General features: G+C 69.5%; 19 protein-coding genes. 13 read left to right on the top strand and 6 right to left on the bottom strand.

All coding sequences use genetic code 11. From position 1 onward, the window contains the following. Window positions 1-64: 64 nt before the first annotated feature. The 11 genes from ADL25_RS33350 to ADL25_RS33300 all read left to right on the top strand — a co-directional run bounded on the left by ADL25_RS33350 (window position 65) and on the right by ADL25_RS33300 (window position 13,621). Window positions 65-703: an allene oxide cyclase barrel-like domain-containing protein gene (locus tag ADL25_RS33350; protein ID WP_059131613.1), complete on the top strand. Its 639-nt coding sequence runs from the start codon at window positions 65-67 to the stop codon at window positions 701-703. Next, window positions 700-2,208 (top strand): bifunctional tetrahydrofolate synthase/dihydrofolate synthase, encoded by a 1,509-nt coding sequence (folC, locus tag ADL25_RS33345; RefSeq protein ID WP_234381127.1) that lies wholly within the window; start codon window positions 700-702, stop codon window positions 2,206-2,208. Before ADL25_RS33350 ends, folC begins: the two co-directional genes overlap by 4 nt. A 6-nt stretch (window positions 2,209-2,214) precedes the next feature. After that, window positions 2,215-2,568: a DUF4233 domain-containing protein gene (locus tag ADL25_RS33340; RefSeq protein ID WP_059131612.1), complete on the top strand. Its 354-nt coding sequence runs from the start codon at window positions 2,215-2,217 to the stop codon at window positions 2,566-2,568. A 233-nt stretch (window positions 2,569-2,801) separates the two neighbouring features. Continuing rightward, the gene (gene ndk / locus ADL25_RS33335; RefSeq protein ID WP_059131611.1) at window positions 2,802-3,215 is read left to right on the top strand and encodes a nucleoside-diphosphate kinase; all 414 of its coding nucleotides are present in this window, start codon (window positions 2,802-2,804) and stop codon (window positions 3,213-3,215) included. A 344-nt stretch (window positions 3,216-3,559) separates the two neighbouring features. Beyond that, the gene (locus ADL25_RS33330; protein ID WP_059131610.1) at window positions 3,560-4,579 is read left to right on the top strand and encodes a rod shape-determining protein; all 1,020 of its coding nucleotides are present in this window, start codon (window positions 3,560-3,562) and stop codon (window positions 4,577-4,579) included. A gap of 210 nt (window positions 4,580-4,789) precedes the next feature. Next, window positions 4,790-5,734 (top strand): rod shape-determining protein MreC, encoded by a 945-nt coding sequence (gene mreC, locus ADL25_RS33325; RefSeq protein WP_059131609.1) that lies wholly within the window; start codon window positions 4,790-4,792, stop codon window positions 5,732-5,734. A gap of 12 nt (window positions 5,735-5,746) precedes the next feature. Further along, a complete protein-coding gene (gene mreD / locus ADL25_RS33320) occupies window positions 5,747-6,412 on the top strand; it encodes a rod shape-determining protein MreD (protein WP_059131608.1) in 666 nt (221 codons plus the stop codon). A gap of 83 nt (window positions 6,413-6,495) precedes the next feature. Continuing rightward, window positions 6,496-8,748, top strand: a complete 2,253-nt coding sequence (gene mrdA / locus ADL25_RS33315; protein ID WP_059131607.1) for a penicillin-binding protein 2 — start codon at window positions 6,496-6,498, stop codon at window positions 8,746-8,748. Further along, window positions 8,745-9,944, top strand: a complete 1,200-nt coding sequence (rodA, locus tag ADL25_RS33310) for a rod shape-determining protein RodA (protein ID WP_059131606.1) — start codon at window positions 8,745-8,747, stop codon at window positions 9,942-9,944. The genes mrdA and rodA overlap by 4 nt, the downstream gene beginning before the upstream one ends. A gap of 96 nt (window positions 9,945-10,040) precedes the next feature. Then, window positions 10,041-11,549 (top strand): CYTH and CHAD domain-containing protein, encoded by a 1,509-nt coding sequence (locus tag ADL25_RS33305; protein ID WP_059131605.1) that lies wholly within the window; start codon window positions 10,041-10,043, stop codon window positions 11,547-11,549. Window positions 11,550-11,668: 119 nt separating this feature from the next. Continuing rightward, on the top strand, window positions 11,669-13,621 hold the full coding sequence (locus ADL25_RS33300; protein ID WP_059131604.1) for a TIGR03960 family B12-binding radical SAM protein: 1,953 nt from the start codon (window positions 11,669-11,671) through the stop codon (window positions 13,619-13,621). Window positions 13,622-13,750: 129 nt separating this feature from the next. On the opposite strand, the gene ADL25_RS33295 is transcribed toward ADL25_RS33300, so the two are convergent. From ADL25_RS33295 to ADL25_RS33280, 4 genes are read right to left on the bottom strand one after another with little or no spacing between them, the layout of a single operon-like run. Beyond that, the gene (locus ADL25_RS33295) at window positions 13,751-14,257 is read right to left on the bottom strand and encodes a GNAT family N-acetyltransferase (protein WP_059131603.1); all 507 of its coding nucleotides are present in this window, start codon (window positions 14,255-14,257) and stop codon (window positions 13,751-13,753) included. 2 nt (window positions 14,258-14,259) lie between these two features. Beyond that, window positions 14,260-14,676, bottom strand: a complete 417-nt coding sequence (locus tag ADL25_RS33290) for an arsenate reductase ArsC (protein ID WP_059131602.1) — start codon at window positions 14,674-14,676, stop codon at window positions 14,260-14,262. Between the two features lie 27 nt (window positions 14,677-14,703). Next, the gene (locus tag ADL25_RS33285; protein ID WP_059131601.1) at window positions 14,704-15,447 is read right to left on the bottom strand and encodes an aquaporin; all 744 of its coding nucleotides are present in this window, start codon (window positions 15,445-15,447) and stop codon (window positions 14,704-14,706) included. Beyond that, entirely contained in the window at window positions 15,444-15,824 is a 381-nt protein-coding gene (locus ADL25_RS33280; RefSeq protein WP_059131600.1) for an ArsR/SmtB family transcription factor, read from the bottom strand. The genes ADL25_RS33285 and ADL25_RS33280 overlap by 4 nt, the downstream gene beginning before the upstream one ends. Window positions 15,825-15,903: 79 nt before the next feature. Between ADL25_RS33280 and ADL25_RS33275 the strand changes: the two genes are divergently transcribed. Next, window positions 15,904-16,377 (top strand): ArsI/CadI family heavy metal resistance metalloenzyme, encoded by a 474-nt coding sequence (locus ADL25_RS33275; RefSeq protein ID WP_059131599.1) that lies wholly within the window; start codon window positions 15,904-15,906, stop codon window positions 16,375-16,377. A 57-nt stretch (window positions 16,378-16,434) separates the two neighbouring features. On the opposite strand, the gene ADL25_RS33270 is transcribed toward ADL25_RS33275, so the two are convergent. Continuing rightward, window positions 16,435-17,058, bottom strand: coding sequence for a hypothetical protein (locus ADL25_RS33270; protein ID WP_059131598.1), 624 nt, complete (start codon window positions 17,056-17,058; stop codon window positions 16,435-16,437). Between the two features lie 328 nt (window positions 17,059-17,386). Further along, window positions 17,387-17,761, bottom strand: a complete 375-nt coding sequence (locus ADL25_RS33265; protein WP_059131597.1) for a hypothetical protein — start codon at window positions 17,759-17,761, stop codon at window positions 17,387-17,389. 436 nt (window positions 17,762-18,197) lie between these two features. On the opposite strand from ADL25_RS33265, the gene ADL25_RS33255 reads away from it, so the two are divergent. Continuing rightward, on the top strand, window positions 18,198-19,292 hold the full coding sequence (locus tag ADL25_RS33255; RefSeq protein WP_199839246.1) for a copper resistance D family protein: 1,095 nt from the start codon (window positions 18,198-18,200) through the stop codon (window positions 19,290-19,292). Window positions 19,293-19,365 lie beyond the last annotated feature (73 nt).

Genomic DNA, 19,365 nt, shown 5'->3' with positions numbered 1-19,365 from the left:
AGGACACCGCACGAACCGGACCATGAGGCGTGGGGGAACACCCACGCCTGATGGGAGACGCACCATGCGCAGAAGCGCCCTACGCCTGGGCACCACCGTCGGACTGGCCGCCGCCGCCCTGGCCGTCGTGCCACCGGCGTCCGCCGTCGACGGCCACCGCACGGAGACCATTCGGCTGACCGCCAGACAGGTTCAGTCCCGGCTGCTCGATCTGGGCGCGAAGGGGATCGGCCTGGGCGACGAGCTCGTCCTCGCCGAAGACCTCTACCGCGGCGGCAGGAAAATCGGCGACCACAGCGTGGTCTGCACGTACATCCGGATCCAGCCGGGTGATCTCCAACTCCAGTGCGTCGGGACCTTCGCGCTGCCCGAGGGCCAGATCACCTCGCAGGCGCTGCTGCACCTGAAGGGGCAGGGAACCCCCGCTCTCGCCGTCGACATCGCCCTGACCGGCGGTTCGGGCGCCTACAGCACGGCCCGGGGGTATGTGCACACCGTCGCGGCCGGTGGAACGGAACGGCAGGTCACCTTCCACATCACCATGGACGAGCCGGCGGCAGGCCAGGGCCCGCTCCGAGGACCGAGCAGGGCCCGCGCGCCGGCCTTCCTCCGGCACCGCCGGCTCCGCACGCGTGGGCCGCTCCCGGCACACGACCGCCCGCGGCCGCGCCTGTCACCCGTGCTCCGTAGACTGACATCGTGAGTGACGTGCCTCCGCTTGACCCCAATGAGAGCGATCCCTTCGAAGACATCGTCGCGGCCGAGACCGACCGCGATCCTGATCTCGCGGTGATCGAGGCCGGCAGCCGCACCCTGCGTACGCAGGGCGGCACGCCCCGGGCAGACGTCCCCGGCCGCCCCGCCGACCCCGAGGTCGACCGGGCGTTGCGGGCGGTCGAGGCGGAACTGGCCACCCGCTGGGGCGAGACCAAGCTCGAGCCGTCCGTCAGCCGTATCTCGGCACTGATGGACGTGCTCGGTGAGCCGCAGCGGTCGTATCCGTCCATCCACATCACGGGGACCAACGGCAAGACGTCCACCGCGCGCATGATCGAGGCACTGCTCGGCGCCTTCGAGCTGCGCACGGGGCGGTACACGAGCCCGCACGTCCAGTCCGTCACCGAGCGCATCAGCCTCGACGGGGCCCCCGTCTCCGCCGAGCGATTCATCGAGACGTACAACGACATCAAGCCCTACGTCGAGATGGTCGACGGACAGCAGGAGTACCGCCTCTCCTTCTTCGAGGTGCTCACCGGCATGGCCTACGCGGCCTTCGCGGACGCCCCCGTCGACGTCGCGGTCGTCGAGGTCGGCATGGGCGGAAGCTGGGACGCCACGAACGTGATCGACGGGGACGTCGCCGTCGTCACCCCGATCGACCTGGACCACACCGACCGGCTCGGCGGCACGCCCGGCGAGATCGCCCTGGAGAAGTCCGGCATCATCAAGCAGGGCGCCACCGTCATCATGGCCCAGCAACCGGTCGATGCGGCCCAGGTGCTGCTGAAGAAGGCCGTGGAGGTGGACGCGACCGTGGCCCGCGAAGGGCTGGAGTTCGGCGTCGTCTCCCGGCAGGTGGCGGTCGGCGGCCAGCTCGTCACCCTGCGCGGCCTCGGCGGTGAGTACGAAGAGCTGTACCTGCCGCTGCACGGTGCCTACCAGGCCCACAACGCCGCCGTGGCCCTCGCCGCAGTGGAGGCGTTCTTCGGGGTGGGCTCCGAGCGGCCCGAGCCGCTCGACCGCGACACCGTCCGCAAGGCGTTCGCGTCGGTGTCCTCCCCGGGCCGTCTCGAGGTCGTGCGGCGCTCCCCGACCGTGGTCCTGGACGCCGCCCACAACCCGGCGGGGGCCCGCGCCACCGCCGAGGCCGTGAGCGAGGCCTTCGACTTCAGCCGGCTGATCGGCGTCGTCGGCGCGAGCGGCGACAAGAACGTCCGGGGTCTCCTGGAGGCCTTCGAACCGATCTTCGCCGAGGTCGTGGTCACACAGAACTCCAGCCACCGTGCGATGGACGCCGACGAGCTGGCCGCCGTCGCGGTGGAGGTCTTCGGCGAGGACCGCATCCAGGTCGAGCCGAGGCTGCCCGACGCCCTGGAGGCCGCGATCACACTCGCCGAGGAGGAGGGGGAGTATGCCGGGGCGGGCGTCCTCGTCACCGGCTCCGTCATCACCGTCGGCGAGGCCCGACTGCTCATGGGGAAGGGCTGATCCTCCGTGCGTACGCTCTGTTCTTCGACCCTGATCGGCGAGTTCTTCGTCATCGGCTTCGCCGGGCTGGTCGCCATGAAGGACCCGGACCTGTCCACCGGCACGGTCTGGACGGTCTGCGGCATCGCCATGGCCGTCAGCGTCCTGCTCTGCGGTGTGATCACCCGACCCGGTGGTGTGCAGCTGGGCTGGGCGCTGCAGATTGCGCTGATCGCCGCCGGGTTCGTGGTCCCCTCGATGTTCTTCCTGGGCGCCGTCTTCGCGGCGTTGTGGTGGGCATCGGTCCACTACGGACGGAAGATCGATGAGGCGAAGGCCCGCTTCGCGGCGGCCGAGGGCAACGAGAGCAGTCCGGCCTGACGCGGTCCCGTCCACGGACCGTCCGCCGGGTCGGGCACGCCCTTCCGGGCGCCCGTTCCACGGCCCCTCGGCCGGCGTCAGTACGAGGGCGTGAGCGGCTGGTCGCGCAGTCGTCCACGCCCGTACGGGACATGGTCCCGGGACCGTAACCGCAGAGTCTGACGCTGAGTGACAACCACCCGGCTCCGCCCTGTAGCCTCATCCTCCCGCACCACCGATTAAGGAGCTCCCTCGTGACCGCGCGCACCCTCGTCCTCCTCAAGCCCGACGCCGTCCGTCGCGGGCTGATCGGCGAGATCATCGGCCGTATCGAGCGCAAGGCGGGCTGGACCATCAGTGCGCTGGAGCTGCGCACGCTGGACCACGACACGCTCGAGCAGCACTACGGCGAGCACAAGGGCAAGCCCTTCTACGAGCCGCTGGTGGAGTTCATGGCCTCCGGCCCGGTCGTCGCGCTCGTCGTCGAGGGGGAGCGGGTCATCGAGGGCCTGCGGGCGCTCGCCGGTCCCACTGACCCGATCGCTGCCGCGCCGGGCTCCATCCGCGGCGACTACGGTGTCATCGTGCGTGAGAACCTGATCCACGCCTCCGACTCCGAGGAGTCCGCCGAGCGCGAGCTGAAGATCTTCTTCCCCGGTCGCTTCTGAGCGTCCGACCGATGAACTTCTGAACGTCTCTTGTGAACAATTCCTGAGGGTTTGTCACGTCACCCGGATGCCGTAACGGGGGTGGCTGGAAAATCGGGCCCCGTAAAACCCGGCCGTCCCCCGGCATATGCGTGCCGTTAGGGGGAACGGCTACCCCCGAACGTCCGTCTCCACAAGCGAGGCGAGGCGTCATCTGCTGACAATGGCGAAGACCCTCGCGCAATGTTTCGTGCGGGCGAGACTACGATGTAAGCCTTCACGTCACAGCACCCACTTCGCCGCCCCAACAAAAGCCATCAAACGCTCAACTTGGGAAGGCCAGACGAATCCTCATGGGGAACTCAATGTCGTTCATCGGCCGTGACATGGCTGTCGACCTCGGGACCGCCAACACGCTGGTGTACGTCAGGGGTCGCGGGATCGTACTCAACGAACCGTCCGTCGTCGCGATCAACACCAACACCGGTGGCATCCTGGCGGTCGGCGCGGAAGCGAAGAAGATGATCGGCCGGACCCCGGGCAACATCGTCGCGGTGCGTCCTCTGAAGGACGGTGTGATCGCGGACTTCGAGATCACCGAACGGATGCTCCGCTACTTCATCCTGAAGATCCACAAGCGGCGGTATCTGGCTCGTCCGCGCGTCGTCGTCTGTGTGCCGTCGGGTATCACGGGCGTCGAGCGCCGCGCCGTCATCGAGGCGTCCTCCCAGGCCGGTGCGCGCCAGGTGCACATCATCGAGGAGCCCATGGCCGCCGCCATCGGCTCCGGCCTGCCGGTCCATGAGGCCACGGGCAACATGGTGGTGGACATCGGCGGCGGCACCACGGAGGTCGCGGTCATCTCGCTCGGCGGCATCGTCACCGCCCAGTCCATCCGCGTCGCGGGTGACGAGCTGGACAACGCCATCATCCAGCACATCAAGAAGGAGTACTCGCTCCTCCTCGGTGAGCGGACGGCGGAGCAGATCAAGATCACGATCGGTTCGGCGTACGACCTCGACTCCGACGAGCACACCGAGATCCGTGGCCGGGACCTGGTCTCCGGATTGCCCAAGACCGTGGTCATCTCGGCGGCCGAAGTGCGCAAGGCCATCGAGGAGCCGGTCAACGCCATCGTGGACGCGGTCAAGACGACGCTCGACAAGTGCCCGCCGGAGCTGTCCGGCGACGTCATGGACCGGGGCATCGTCCTCACCGGCGGCGGCGCCCTGCTGCGCGGTCTCGACGAGCGGCTCCGCCGGGAGACCGGCATGCCGATCCACATCGCCGAGGACCCGCTGGACAGCGTGGCGCTCGGCTCCGGCAAGTGCGTCGAGGAGTTCGAGGCGCTCCAGCAGGTGCTGGACGCCCAGCCCCGCAGATGACGCGACAAGCCGATTCCGCCGTACGAGACGAACTCCCTCTCGTGCGGCGGATCATTGATATAGAGGCTTAAACTCCCCCATACCACCCCTCGGTTCCGCCCGCCGGGTCGTGCCTGCCAGGTATTGCCCGCCGGGTTCACACCCACCGGGTACCGCGCACCCGGGGGACCCGCCCGACACATTCCGACGAGGAAGGCACGGCCGCCGCACGTGAGGGACACACGAGAGAGCCGGCTGCTCCTGGTGCTGCTGATCGCCATCGCGTTCGCTCTGATCACGGTGGACATCCGCGGCGGCCAGGACTCACCGGTCGAAGGTGCCCGCCAGGCCGCTGCCACGGTCTTCGGCCCGATCGAGAACGGGGTGTCGACCGTCGTCGACCCCATGGGCAACGCGATCGACGCCGTACGCGACTCCGGCAGCCGGCACGACCGCATCGCGCAACTGGAGCGGTCGAACGCCGCTTTGAAGGCGAAGCTGGGCAGCGACGACCGCAACCGGAGCCGCCTCAGGCAACTCGACAACATGCTCCGGGTGGCGGGCGAGGGCCAGTACGGCATAAAGGGTGCGGAGGTCATCGCGATAGGAGCGGCCCAGGGCTTCTCCTGGACCGTCACCATCGACGTGGGCGCCAATGACGGCATCAAGCGCGACATGACCGTTCTCAACGGCGACGGGCTGGTGGGGCGCGTCACCACGGTCGGCCCGAACACCTCGACGGTGCTGCTGGCGAACGACCCCGACTTCACGGTCGGCACCCGGATGGAGGGCAGCGACGAACTCGGTTTCGCCTCCGGGCAGGGCGACCGCCCGCTGCGCGTCCAGCTGCTCAACGGCAAGGCCGACGTGAAGAAGGGCGACCGTCTCATCACCTTCGGGTCGGAGGCCGACAAGCCCTTCGTGCCCGGCGTACCGGTCGGCGTGGTCTCCCGGGTCGACCCGTCCGGTGGTGACCTGACCCGCACCGTCTACGTCACGCCGTTCGCGTCCTTCACCAAGCTCGACGTCGTCGGTGTTGTGATGCAGGCGCCCAAGAAGGACCCGCGCGACGCCGTGCTGCCGCCCAAGCCCCAGCCGACGCCCACGCCGACCGTGACCGTCACCGTCACGCCCTCGGCCTCCGGCGAATACCAAGACCAGCAGCAGACGCCCTAGGAGCTGAACCAGATGCGCTTCAACCGGATGCTGCTCGCCACCACCCTGGTGGTCGTCGCCCTGGTGATCCAGGTGAGTGTGCTCGCCCGTCTCCATCTCCCCGGTGCCGTACCGGACCTGGTCCTGCTGACCGTGGTCGGTCTCGCACTGGTCTACGGCCACGTCGGCGGCTGTCTCGTCGGCTTCGGCGCCGGCCTGCTCTCCGACCTCGCCCCGCCCGCCGACCACGCCGCCGGGCGCTACGCCCTCGTGCTGTGCGTCATCGGCTACCTCGCCGGACTCGCCCGGCCCGAGAACGGCCGTCTGAAGTCCGCCACCGGCCCGATGGTCGTGGTGGTCGCCGCCGCGGTCGGCTCGACCCTGCTGTACGCGAGCGTGGGCGCCCTTGTCGGGGACACCGCCGCCCGTCATGTGGGCCTCGGCAGCCTGCTGTTCACGGCGGCCCTGTACGACCTGCTGCTCGCGCCGTTCGTGGTCCCGGGGATCATGGCCCTGGCCCGCCGGGCCGAGAACGACCCGCTCGCCGAGACCAGCTCCACCAAGGCGGCCGACGTCTCCTCCGGCTGGCTCTCCTCCGGTACCGGACTGCGGATCGGCAGCCAGCGCGGTCTCCGGGTCAAGGCGGCCAAGGCGAGAGTGGCCCGTGCGGGCCGTATCAAGGGGGTCAAGCGGCTGTGACGACCCGTAAGGCGGCTGACTGCTCACACAGGTTGGTCGTGTACTCGTATGACACGTATGTGCACTGAGAGGGGGCAGCAGCAGTGAGCAACATCCCCGAGACCGGACGGACCCCACGCGTCCAGATCCGTCTCGTCGTCATCCAGATCCTTGTCCTCTCGCTCCTCGGCACCCTCGGCGGCCGTCTGTGGTACCTGCAGATCCGCAACGGCTCCGAGTACGCCAAGGAAGCGTCAGGCAACCACGTCCAGCAGGTGGTCCAGCCCGCCGTGCGCGGCGAGATCCTGGACGCGCGCGGCGTCCCGATCGCCGACAACGAGACCCGCCTCGTGGTCTCCGCCTCGCGCACCGACCTGCTGAAGATGAAGGACGACGGCAAAGGGGTCCTCACCAAGCTGGGGAGCGTCCTCGGCATGAAGCCGCAGGACGTCATGGACAAGGTCCGCCTGTGCGACTCCAAGACGCCCCAGCCCTGTTGGAACGGCTCGCCCTACCAGCCGATCCCCATCACCGACGAGGCCACGCCCCGCCAGGCCCTGCAGATCCGCGAGCGCTCCGAGGACTTCCCCGGCATCACCGCCGAGCCCGAGGCCGTGCGCCGCTACCCGAGTCCCGGTGAGGCCAACACCGCCCAGGTCCTCGGCTATCTCTCGCCCGTCACCGACAACGAGATCCAGCAGGCCAAGGACACCGATTCGCCTTATCTGCGCTCGGACCAGGTCGGCCGCTCCGGACTTGAACGCCAGTACGACAAGGCGCTGCGCGGCAAGGCCGGCGTCACCCGCTACGAGGTGGACAACCTCGGCCGGGTCATCGGCAAGGCCAAGAGCGACCCCGCCCAGGCCGGTTCCAACCTGGTCACCAGCATCGACGCCCGGGTGCAGCGGGTCGCCGAGTACGAGCTGGACAACGCGATGAAGATCGCCCGCACCCAGTTCGACGACATCACCGGCGAGAACTACAAGGCCGACTCCGGTGCCGTCGTCGTGATGGAGGCCAAGACCGGCCGCATCGTCGCCATGGCGTCCGCCCCGACGTACGACCCGAACGTCTGGGTCGGCGGCATCTCCGCCAAGGACTACCAGCAGCTCACCGGCAAGGGTTCCGACTACCCGCTGCTCAACCGTGCCATCCAGGGGCAGTCGGCGCCCGGCTCGACCTTCAAGGTCGTCTCCACGGCCGCCGCGGTCGAGGCCGGCTATTCCTTCGACGGCAATTACCCGTGCACGAGTTCGTACTCGGTCGGCGGCCAGGTCTTCAAGAACTTCGAAGGTGAGAACTTCGGCCCGATCTCGCTCGGCCGCGCTCTCGAGGTCTCCTGCGACACCGTTTTCTACGGCCTCGCCGACAACGAGTGGAAGAAGGACGGCGGCATCAACCCCAAGAAGGGTCAGCCCAAGGACTACTTCTACAAGGCCGCCCACCAGTTCGGTCTCGGCAAGCCCACCGGAATCGACCTGCCCAACGAGGTCTCAGGCCGGGTCCCCGACCGGGAGTGGAAGCAGAAGTACTGGGAGGCCAACAAGGACAGCTGGTGCAAGACCGGCAAGAAGGACGGCGACTACGTCCAGAAGATCGCGTACGAGAACTGCCTCGAGGGCAACAAGATGCGCGAGGGTGACTCGATCAACTACTCCATCGGCCAGGGCGACACGCTTCTGACGCCGATCCAGGAGGCGGTCATCTACTCGGCGATCTCCAACGGCGGCACCATGTGGAACCCGACCATCGGCAAGGCGGTCATCAGCGCCGACGGCAAGCACGTCAGCGAGATCAAGCCCAAGTCGCACGGCAAGCTGCCGATCGACCAGAAGACGCGGGACGTCATGGAACAGGCGCTCGCGGGCGTGGTCACCCGCGGTACCGCGGCGTGGAAGTTCGGCGGCTGGCCGCAGGACAAGATCGCGCTGCACGCCAAGACCGGTACCGCGGAGGTCTACGGCAAGCAGACGACCTCGTGGCTGGCCACCTACTCCAAGGACTACGCGGTCATCATGACCATCGCCCAGGCCGGTACGGGTTCCGGCGCCTCCGGTGAAGCCGTGCACAACATCTACGACGCCCTGTACGGCGTCCAGAAGGACGGCTCGATCGACAAGAAGAAGGCCCTGCTGTACACCCCGCAGAAGGACCTGCCCAAGATCCAGCCCGATGGATCGATCACGGCCCCGAAGATCGAGAAGTACGACCCGAAGGCGGACCAGGCCGAGGGTGAGGGCCAGCAGGGGATGCCCACCGACAACCCGCCGGCCACCGTCCCCACGCCGACCTCGACCAATCGCGACACCCGTAGGCGCACAGCCCGCCCGAAGAAGAGGCGGAGGATCCTGACGTGACCGGAGCGAACAACTTCTCCGTCTCCGGATACGGTCCCGAGCGGCCCGTCTGGACGCGGATCTTCGCCCGCGACAGCCTGGCCCGCCGTCTGGACTGGCCGATACTGCTGTCGGCCCTGGCGCTGTCCCTGATCGGCACCGCCCTCGTCTACTCGGCGACCCGCAACCGCACCGAGATCAACCAGGGCGACCCGTACTACTTCCTGATCCGGCACCTGATGAACACCGGGATCGGGCTGGCGCTGATGGTCGGCACGATCTGGCTCGGCCACCGCACCCTGCGCACGGCCGTGCCCATCCTGTACGGCATCTCGGTGATGCTGATCCTGCTGGTGCTCACCCCGCTCGGCGCGACGGTCAACGGCGCGCACGCATGGATCGTGTTCGGCGGGGGCTTTTCTCTCCAGCCCTCCGAGTTCGTCAAGATCACGATCATCCTGGGCATGGCGATGCTGCTCGCCGCCCGGGTCGACGCGGGGGACAAGGCCTACCCCGACCACCGGACCGTGGCCCAGGCCCTGGGTCTTGCGGCCGTCCCGATGCTGATCGTCATGCTGATGCCCGACCTGGGCTCGGTCATGGTCATGGTGATCATCGTGCTCGGTGTGCTGCTCGCCTCCGGCGCCTCCAACCGGTGGGTGTTCGGGCTGATCGGCGCGGGTGCCCTGGGTGCGATCGCCATATGGCAGCTGCACATCCTCGACGAGTACCAGATCAACCGCTTCGCCGCCTTCGCCAACCCCGACCTGGACCCCGCGGGCGTGGGCTACAACACCAACCAGGCACGTATCGCGATCGGTTCCGGCGGGCTGACCGGTGCCGGGCTCTTCCACGGTTCACAGACGACGGGGCAGTTCGTCCCCGAACAGCAGACCGACTTCGTCTTCACGGTCGCGGGTGAGGAGCTGGGTTTCGTCGGCGCCGGACTGATCATCGTGCTGCTCGGCGTCGTCCTGTGGCGGGCCTGCCGGATCGCCCGGGAGACGACCGAGCTCTACGGCACGATCGTCGCTGCCGGCATCATCGCATGGTTCGCCTTCCAGGCCTTCGAGAACATCGGCATGACCCTCGGCATCATGCCGGTCGCCGGCCTTCCGCTGCCGTTCGTCTCGTACGGCGGTTCGTCGATGTTCGCCGTCTGGCTGGCAGTGGGCCTGCTGCAGTCGATCCGGGTGCAACGGCCGCTGTCGGCGTAGCGGCACGGTCGCCGTCGGGCCGGGAACGGCGGGCGCGTTCCGGACGAAGTCCGGTCGGCCCTGCCCTCCCGGCCCGATTGCCACTAGATTCGGTTCATGGCGGACACGAAGCGCGAAATCGAGCGAAAGTACGAGGCCGCGGCCGGGAACGAGCTGCCCGACCTCACCCGCGTCGGCGGGGTCTCGGCCGTCGTCGACAAGGGCCTCGCGCAACTCGACGCGACCTACTACGACACGGTCGACCAACGGCTCGCAGGCGCCTCGCTGACCCTGCGCCGCCGCACCGGCGGCGCGGACGCCGGCTGGCACCTCAAACTGCCGGTCTCCGAGGGCGTGCGCGACGAGATCCACGCCCCGCTCTCCGACACCGTCCCCGGGTACCTGTCGAGCCTTGTCCGCTCCCGCGTCCGCGACGCCGAACTCGTCCCCCTCGTGCGCCTGCGCTCCGCCCGCGACATCCGCCACCTCGTCGACGCCGAAGGCGCCCTGCTCGCCGAGGTCAGCCTTGACCGGGTCCGCGCCGAACGGCTCAGCGGCGGCGCGGGAGCCACCGAGTGGACCGAGATCGAGGTCGAACTCGCGGACGACGGCGACCCCGCCTTCCTCGACAAGGTCGACAAGACACTCCGCAAGGCCGGGGTGAGCCGCTCGTCGTCCCCGTCCAAGCTGGCCAGAGCCCTGGAAGAGACCGGCGCCCCGGCCGCTCGGACCACCGCGCGCGACGACAAGCCGCCCGTCACCGCGGGCGACCACGTCCTCGCCTATGTCCGCGTCCAGCGGGACGCGATCGTCGACCTGGACCCCGCGGTGCGCCGTGACGTCTTCGACTCCGTGCACTCCATGCGCGTGGCCACCCGCCGGCTGCGCAGCACGTTCCGCTCGTTCTCCAAGGTCCTGGACCGGGATGTCACGGACCCGATCGCCGACGACCTGAAATGGCTGGCCGGCGAGCTGGGCGTCGACCGCGACCGGGAAGTCCTCACCGAGCACCTGACGACCGCCCTGTCCGAACTGCCGCGGACCCTGGTCTCCGGCCCCGTACAGGGTCGGCTGAAGAGCTGGTCGAACGAACGGCGCGGCGGCACCCGGAACCGGCTGATCAGCGTCCTGGACGGCGACCGCTACCTCAGGCTGCTGAACGCCCTGGACGCCCTGGTCGCCGACCCGCCCCTGCTGAAGGCGGCCGCCAAGGATCCGGCCAAGGCGATCGCCAAGGCCGTACGGAAGGACTTCGGCAAAGTCGCCGACCTGGTCGGGCAGGCACTGGACCTGCCGCCCGGCCACGACCGCGACGTGGCGATGCACGAGGCCCGCAAGAAGACCAAGCGCACCCGGTACGCCGCGGAGGCCGCCGCGCCTGCCCTGGGAAAGCCCGCCGAGTCCCTGGTGAAGTCGATGAAATCCCTGCAGACCGTGCTCGGTGATCACCAGGACAGCGTGATGGCCCGCGAAACGCTCCGGGAGCTGTCGGCCACGGCCTACGCGGCGAAGGAGAACTCCTTCACCTATGGCGTGCTGTACGGGCGGGAGGAGCAGCGTGCGGCGGCCGCCGAGGCCGCACTGCCCGAGTTGTGGCGGTCGGTGCAGGGGCAGGTGCGGATCTAGCCGGGCGTGGGGGAGGTCCGGGCCGCCCACAGCCCCTCGAGCGTCCGAGGAGGGGTCGGGGCCGCGTTAGGCTTGATGGTCACCCCCGTCAGTACCGTCCAGCTCACGAAAGTCGCGAGATGTCTGCCGAATCGGTCTTCCCGCAGCTCGAAGCTCTGCTCCCGCATGTGCAGAAGCCGATCCAGTACGTCGGCGGCGAGCTCAACTCCACCGTCAAGCCGTGGGACGCCTGTGACGTCCGCTGGGCCCTCATGTACCCCGACGCCTACGAGGTCGGCCTGCCCAACCAGGGCGTCATGATTCTTTACGAGGTCCTGAACGAGCAGGAGGGCGTCCTCGCCGAGCGCACCTACAGCGTCTGGCCGGACCTGGAGGCCCTGATGCGGGAGCACGGCGTCCCGCAGTTCACGGTGGACAGCCACCGCCCGGTGAAGGAATTCGACGTCCTGGGCATGAGCTTCTCCACCGAGCTCGGCTACACGAACATGCTCACGGCCCTGGACCTGGCCGGGATCCCCCTGGAGGCCAAGGACCGCACGGTCGACGACCCCATCGTCCTGGCGGGCGGCCACGCGGCCTTCAACCCCGAGCCGATCGCCGACTTCATCGACTGCGCGGTGATCGGCGACGGCGAGCAGGCGGTCCTGGAGGTCACCGGGATCATCCGCGCCTGGAAGGCGGAGGGCCGCCCGGGCGGCCGCGAGGAACTGCTCTTCCGCCTGGCGAAGACCGGCGGGGTGTACGTGCCGGCCTTCTACGACGTGGAGTACCTCCCCGACGGCCGTATCGCCCGCGTCGTCCCGAACAAGTCGAGCGTCCCGTGGCGCGTCTCCAAGCACACGGTGATGGACCTGGACGAGTGGCCCTACCCGAAGCAGCCTCTGGTCCCCCTGGCTGAGACGGTCCACGAGCGCATGTCGGTCGAGATCTTCCGCGGCTGCACGCGCGGCTGCCGCTTCTGCCAGGCGGGCATGATCACCCGCCCGGTCCGGGAGCGCTCGATCACCGGCATCGGCGAGATGGTCGACAAGGGCCTGAAGGCGACCGGCTTCGAGGAGGTGGGCCTGCTGTCCCTGTCCTCGGCCGACCACAGTGAGATCGGTGACGTCGCGAAGGGCCTCGCCGACCGCTACGAGGAAGACAAGATCGGCCTCTCGCTCCCGTCGACCCGGGTGGACGCCTTCAACATCGACCTGGCGAACGAGCTGACGAGGAACGGCCGCAGGTCCGGTCTGACCTTCGCCCCGGAGGGCGGCTCGGAACGCATCCGCAAGGTCATCAACAAGATGGTCTCGGAAGAGGACCTGATCCGTACCGTCGCCACCGCCTACGGCAACGGCTGGCGCCAGGTGAAGCTGTACTTCATGTGCGGCCTGCCCACGGAGACGGACGAGGACGTCCTCCAGATCGCCGACATGGCCATGCGTGTGATCCAGAAGGGCCGCGAGGTCTCCGGCTCGAACGACATCCGCTGCACGGTCTCGATCGGCGGCTTCGTCCCCAAGCCGCACACGCCGTTCCAGTGGGCCCCGCAGCTGTCGGCGCAGGAGACCGACGCGCGCCTCGAAAAGCTCCGGGACAAGATCCGCGGCGACAAGAAGTACGGCCGCTCGATCGGCTTCCGCTACCACGACGGCAAGCCCGGCATCGTCGAGGGCCTGCTCTCCCGGGGCGACCGCCGGATCGGTGCCGTCATCCGCGCGGTCTACGACGACGGCGGCCGCTTCGACGGCTGGCGCGAGCACTTCTCGTACGACCGCTGGATGGCTTCCGCGGACAAGGCCCTGGCGGACTTCGGCGTCGACGTCGACTGGTACACGACCCGGGAGCGCGGCGCCGAGGAGGTCCTCCCCTGGGACCACCTCGACTCGGGCCTCGACAAGGACTGGCTCTGGGAGGACTGGCAGGACGCCCTCGACGAGACGGAGGTCGAGGACTGCCGCTGGACGCCGTGCTTCGACTGCGGGGTGTGTCCTCAGATGGATACGGCCATCCAGATCGGCCCGACGGGCAAGAAGCTGCTGCCGCTGACGGTCAAGAAGGACGCTGCGGCCAGCGGACACGTGCACTGAGGTGCGCGGCGGCGCCACGGGCCCGTCGCGGAGGTGCCGGCCGAGGCCGGCGAGGACGATACAGCCGTCGTCCTGAGGTGGGCCGGTGTCTCGGAACGGCGCCGGACACCGGGCCTCCCGGGGCGCGCGCTATGCCACAGCAGGGCTGCGGCGTTCGATCAGTACGACGTCGCGCCATACGCCGTGGTGCCGCCCGATGCGTTCGCGGGTGCCGATGACGCGGAACCCAGCCTTGCGGTGCAGGACGAGGCTGCCGGTGTTCTCGGGGAAGATGCCTGACTGGATCGTCCAGATGCCTGCCGCCTCGGTCGAGGTGATCAGCGCGCGCAGGAGAGCCGACCCGACGCCCCGGCCGCGGTTGCCGGGGTGGACGTACACCGAGTGTTCGACGACGCCGGCGTATGCGCATCGGTCGGACACCGGCACGGCTGCGACCCAGCCGAGCACCCTGCCTGTCCCGTCGACGGCGACGTGCCGGTGTCCGGGCAGCTTGGTGGCGTCGAAGTGCTGCCAGGTGGGCACGGTCGTCTCGAAGGTGGCGTTGCCCTCGTTGATGCCGAGCCGGTAGATCGTCAGGACGTCGTCGGCGTGTTCGGGGCCCATGGCCGCGATGCGAACTCCGGCCGCCGTACCCATGCTCACTCCGCGGGCGCGATCTCGTCGATCAGGTCGCGAATGCGCTTCTCGATCTCGTCGCGGATGGGGCGGACGGCGTCGACGCCCTGTCCGGCCGGGTCGGCGAGGTCCCAGTCGAGGTAGCGCTTGCCGGGGAAGACGGGGCAGGTATCGCCGCAGCCCATCGTGATGACCACGTCGGACGCCTGGACGGCCTCGACGGTGAGCACTTTGGGCACTTCGGCCGAGATGTTGACGCCCGCCTCCGACATGGCCTCGACGACGGCCGGATTGACCGTGTCGGCGGGCGCCGATCCGGCGGAGCGGACCTGTACGCGGTCGCCCGCGAGGTGGGTGAGGAACGCGGCGGCCATCTGGGAGCGCCCGGCGTTGTGGACGCAGACGAACAAGACGGACGGCCGTTCGGCAGCGATGGTCATGGCAGGTGTCTTTCCGGGTGAGGCGGGTCAGGGGAGGGTGGTGGCGGCGAGTTCGGGTCCGCCCTGAAGCGGTACGGCGCCGGTCTGCGCGGGTGCCGGGCGTCCGAACACCGCGAGCACCAGGCCCAGTCCCAGCGCGGCGCCGACCAGTTGGGCCGCGATGAACGGGCCGAGCGAGCCGGGAGCGATGCCGGCGAAGGTGTCCGTGAAGGCCCGGCCGATGGTCACCGCCGGGTTCGCGAACGACGTGGAGGACGTGAACCAGTAGGCCGCGCCGATGTAGGAGGCCACGGCCACGGGGCCCAGGTGGGTGCGGCCCGTGCGGCCCAGGCCGAGGACCAGCAGGATGAGCCCGGCGGTCGCGACGACCTCGCCCAGCCACAGGTGACCGGCGAAGCGGTTGTGCGTGGACCACTGCACCAGCGGCTTGCCGAACATCGCATCAGCCACGATGGCTCCGACGACGGCTCCCACGATCTGGGCCGGGACATAGGCGGCGACGTCCCGTACGGTCGGCCCGTCCTTGCCGCGGCGGCCGGTGGCCCAGGCCGCGAGCGTGACGAGCGGGTTGAAGTGCGCGCCGGACACCGGGCCGAGGAGCGCGATGAGTACGCCCAGGCCGAAGACGGTGGCCAGGGAGTTGGCGAGCAACTGCACGCCGATGTCCCGGGTCAGCTCGGTGGCCTGGATGCCGGAGCCGACGACCACTGCGACCAAGGCGGCCGAACCCACGGCCTCGGCGAGGGCCCGGCGGGCGAGCGGGGCGGTCACGTGGTCGTCTCAGCCGTCTGCGGGGTCTTCAGGAACGCGGCGAGCCGGTCGAGGGTGGCGGGCAGCGCCCAGTAGTAGACCCATGTGCCCCGACGCTCGCAGTCGATCAGTCCGGCCTGCCGCAGCAGCTTGAGGTGGTGGGAGATCGTCGGCTGGGACAGGTCGAAGGCCGGGGTCAGGTCGCAGACGCAGACCTCGCCGCCCGCCCGCGAGGCGATCATGGACAGCAGGCGCAGTCGCACCGGGTCGCCCAGCGCCTTGAACAGCCTCGCCAGCTCCATGGCCTGGTCCTCGCCGAGGGGCGCGGAGACCAGTCCCGGGCAGCACGCGCCGGCCTCATCGGTCTGCCCGATCACGACAAGTTCTTGCTTCGACATGCGTCTATGTTGACAGTCTTCGATTCAAGGCGCAAGGTTGCATCGATGGATATCAATGCAAGCCGATGGGAGCCCTGCCATGTCCCGTGCTCAGCTCGCCCTGCGCGTCAGTGACCTCGAAGGGTCGATCGCCTTCTACTCGAAGCTCTTCGGGACGGAACCGGCCAAGCGGCGTGAGGGCTACGCCAACTTCGCCATCGCCGAACCGCCGCTGAAGCTCGTCCTCATCGAGGGGGAGCCCGGCCAGGAGACCCGTCTTGACCACCTCGGCGTCGAAGTCGGGTCCACGGAGCAGGTGAACGCCGCGACCACCCGCCTCAAGGACGCCGGCCTGGCCACGTTCGAGGAGAACGACACCTCGTGCTGCTACGCCCGCCAGGACAAGGTGTGGGTGCACGGCCCGGGCCGGGAGCCCTGGGAGGTCTACGTCGTCAAGGCCGACGCCGACACCCTCGGCAAGAGCGCCGGCCCCGACGCCACGGGTGACGGCTGCTGCACCGGCCAGGCCGCGGGGGGCACCTCGGCGGCCTCGGGCTGCGCCTGCGGTCAGTGATCCGCACGGCCCGTACGGCAGCCCCCGCTCGCCAGGAGGGCGGCAACACCTGTGAGGTCACCGGGCCTTCAATCGGGCGTAGATCCTGCCTTCGGTGTCGCGGACGGTGACCTGGGAGACGAAGTCGACGGGGTCATCATCGGGTTCGAGGTGGGTGGTGGCGTACCAGACGCCCCATCCGGGGTGGCCGGGCAGCTCGATGAGCTTGCCGTGCACCGTCCCGGTCTGCGTCTGGATCTCGACTGTGGACGCGGTGCCCTTGCCGCCGTAGTACAGACCGGAGAGGTATGCGCGGTTGGTGTTGGTCTCGGACTGGAGTGAGACTCCGGGGGTGTTCGGGTCGATGTTGCCGTCGACCACGCTGCGGAACTGCGGTTCGGGGAAGGTGGGCACCGTCCAGTGTTCGCCCTCGGCCGTGAGCCAGAGCCGGAAACCGGGGGCGGCCGTCACCTGCTCACCGGGCGTGACGATCCGGGGCGCCGGGGCGTTCTTCCTCGCCGTCGGCTTCACCGTCGTCGCGGCCCGGGCCTTCCAGGCCGGAGCGGCCGCGACCCGCGTCGCTCCCGCCTTCGTGACCGTGTCGTGCGGTGCCTTCGCCGGTGCGGCGTACGACACCGTGGCCATCCCGACCACAGCGGCCGTGACGGCCGGGCCGGCCAAATACCTCAGCGTCCGTTTCATGAACGGGCAACTCCTTGCAGAACTCGGACCCACAGGGGGTCCAGGCTGGCTTGCGGACGGAGGGCGCCTCTCCATCCGTACAAACTCCCGTGGGTTCTCTCCCGGATGACACCGCCGCGGTATTTCTTCACGCGAGTTGCTGCCGATCCGGCGGTCGGCGTTCAGGGCGTCAAGTGCGCATCGGCGTACGTGGGGACCGGGGCCGGAACGCAGAGGGAGACCGCACGCTGTGCCGACGCGCGCCTCACGTGTGGTCAGCTCACCACGCCGAACGGACTGACCTGGAGCTCCCCCTCGCAGGGGCTGATCTGGATGTCCGAAGTCAGAGTCAGAGCGCGCGAATCGCCCGGAACCCGGATCTCGACGCCGTAGGCCGGATCGACAAAACGTAGCCGGCGTAGGAGCCCTGCCAGACGATCGTGAAGAAGGTGGTGCGTGCCGGGGCGAGCCAGATGTCGGGATGGTCATGCGTGGACGCCCGGGTGACCGAGAAGGCGCGCGGCCCCGACGTGCTCAACGGCTTGCCGCAACGGGGTGACGGGTCGCCCTGACTGCAGCCCCGGATGACCCCGTCGCCGAAGAACGTGAGGCCGGGCCAGCCGCGAAGGTGGCACGTCGAGCCGGATTGGTTGCGCAGGAGGATCTGCGTGGCGAACCAACCGGAGCGACCGGTGGCCGGCAGGCCGGTGTGCCCGAGCGACACCGTGAGGGCTCTCGACGTGCAGGCGCGTACGGGGGCCGCGACGGGTGCTGACGTGCGGGGCGGCGGGTTCACCGGCGCCGTCTTCGGACTCGTGGCCGGTGTCCTGATGAGGGTCGACGGACTGGGGGAGCGCGCCCCGCGATCGTCGTTCGGCGGTGCCGATGACGGGTGGGACTGCCGGACCGTCGCCGTTTCTGCGGCCGGGGCCTGCGGCTCGACAGACGGCAGGTCCCCCATGCCGCCGCAGCCTGCGGACTGCCCCCGGCCGAGCCCGGCAGGGACGATCCCGCTGCCTCGGACACCCCTGCACACCCGGGCCACCGCCCCGAGCCGAACTGTCCACGCGGCGGCCGGCTGGAAGCCGCGGTGCTGAACCTTCCCCGGGGCGGGCACCTCGTGTTGCAGTGTCGGTCTGACCGCGCTTGCGCTGGTGGCCGTGGGACCTGCCGCCCGCCGGATCGGGCCGGACACGCTCGCCGCGGTGACGGCCCGTCTGGCCCGGGCCGCGGTGGTCGTGGGGCTCCTGGCCGTACCCGCCGTTCTCACCGAACTCGCCCACGGCGCGTCGGAGGACGGCGGCGGCTACGACTACGGTGCGGCGTGGAGCACGCTGTACGACGGCAGCAACGCCGGTCGTCTGTCCGGGCTCGAGGTCACCCTTGTGCCGGCCGGAGTCGTGGTGCTCGCCCCGCTCTGCGCACGCCGAGTGGCGGCGGGTGGGGCCCGGAAGTGGCTGTCGGCCGTCGGACTGGGCGCCGGCGCGATCGCCCTGGGGACCACCAAGTTCCCGGACGAGGTACCGGAGGACTGGGGCCGCACCGGCTTCGAGACGCTGATGTGGATGCTGCACCTGCTCGGCGGCGCTGTCTGGCTCGGCGGACTGGCGGGCCTCGCGCTGCTCGCCCTGCCGGGCGCGATCGCCCCCGCCGACCGGGAGGCGTTCTGGTCGCCGTCCATACGCCGCTTCTCGGTCGCCGCGATGAGCTGCGTCGCCGCCATCGCCCTTTCGGGGCTGTTCCTGTACTGGGAGCATGTGGACGGTCCCTCCCAGCTGTTCACGACGATGTACGGGCGCGTGCTCGGCGTGAAGATCCTCATCTTCGGTGTCCTGCTGCTCCTCGGTGCCTTCAACCAGTTCTGGCTGCACCCGAGGCTCGACGCCCTGCGTGCCGCGGGCGACGCGCGTCCGTTGCGCACGATCCTCGTACGGGAGTTCCCCATCGTGGTCACCGTCGAGACGCTCCTCGGGACGGCGTTGCTGTTCGTCGCACCCTTCCTGCACGGCTCGGCGCGCAACCAGGCCTTCCAGGCCGACGTGGCCAGGCACTCCACGGTCCTTCCCGGCGAACTGCCCAAGCTCGCGCCCAAGGAGGTGAGCGCGGCCACGTGGATCTGGGGAACGACCGAAACGCTCGTTCTCATCGCCCTGTTGGTCGCGGGTTACTGGTTCTCCGGCAGGCTCGCCCGCCGGCGGGCCGCCGCCGCGCAGGGCACCGTGACGAGCAGTCCCGGCGACCTCGTCCAGGCGTAGTGAGCGCGCCGGGGCGCGGGCGGCGATCCGCCCGTGCCCCGGGCCATCGCGAGCGGGGGACTCCGCGGCGCGC

Origin of the sequence: Streptomyces sp. NRRL F-5122, assembly GCF_001507435.1 — a bacterium.
Taxonomy (GTDB): Bacteria; Actinomycetota; Actinomycetes; order Streptomycetales; family Streptomycetaceae; genus Streptomyces; species Streptomyces lannensis.
This window is presented reverse-complemented; position numbering and strand designations above follow the sequence as displayed.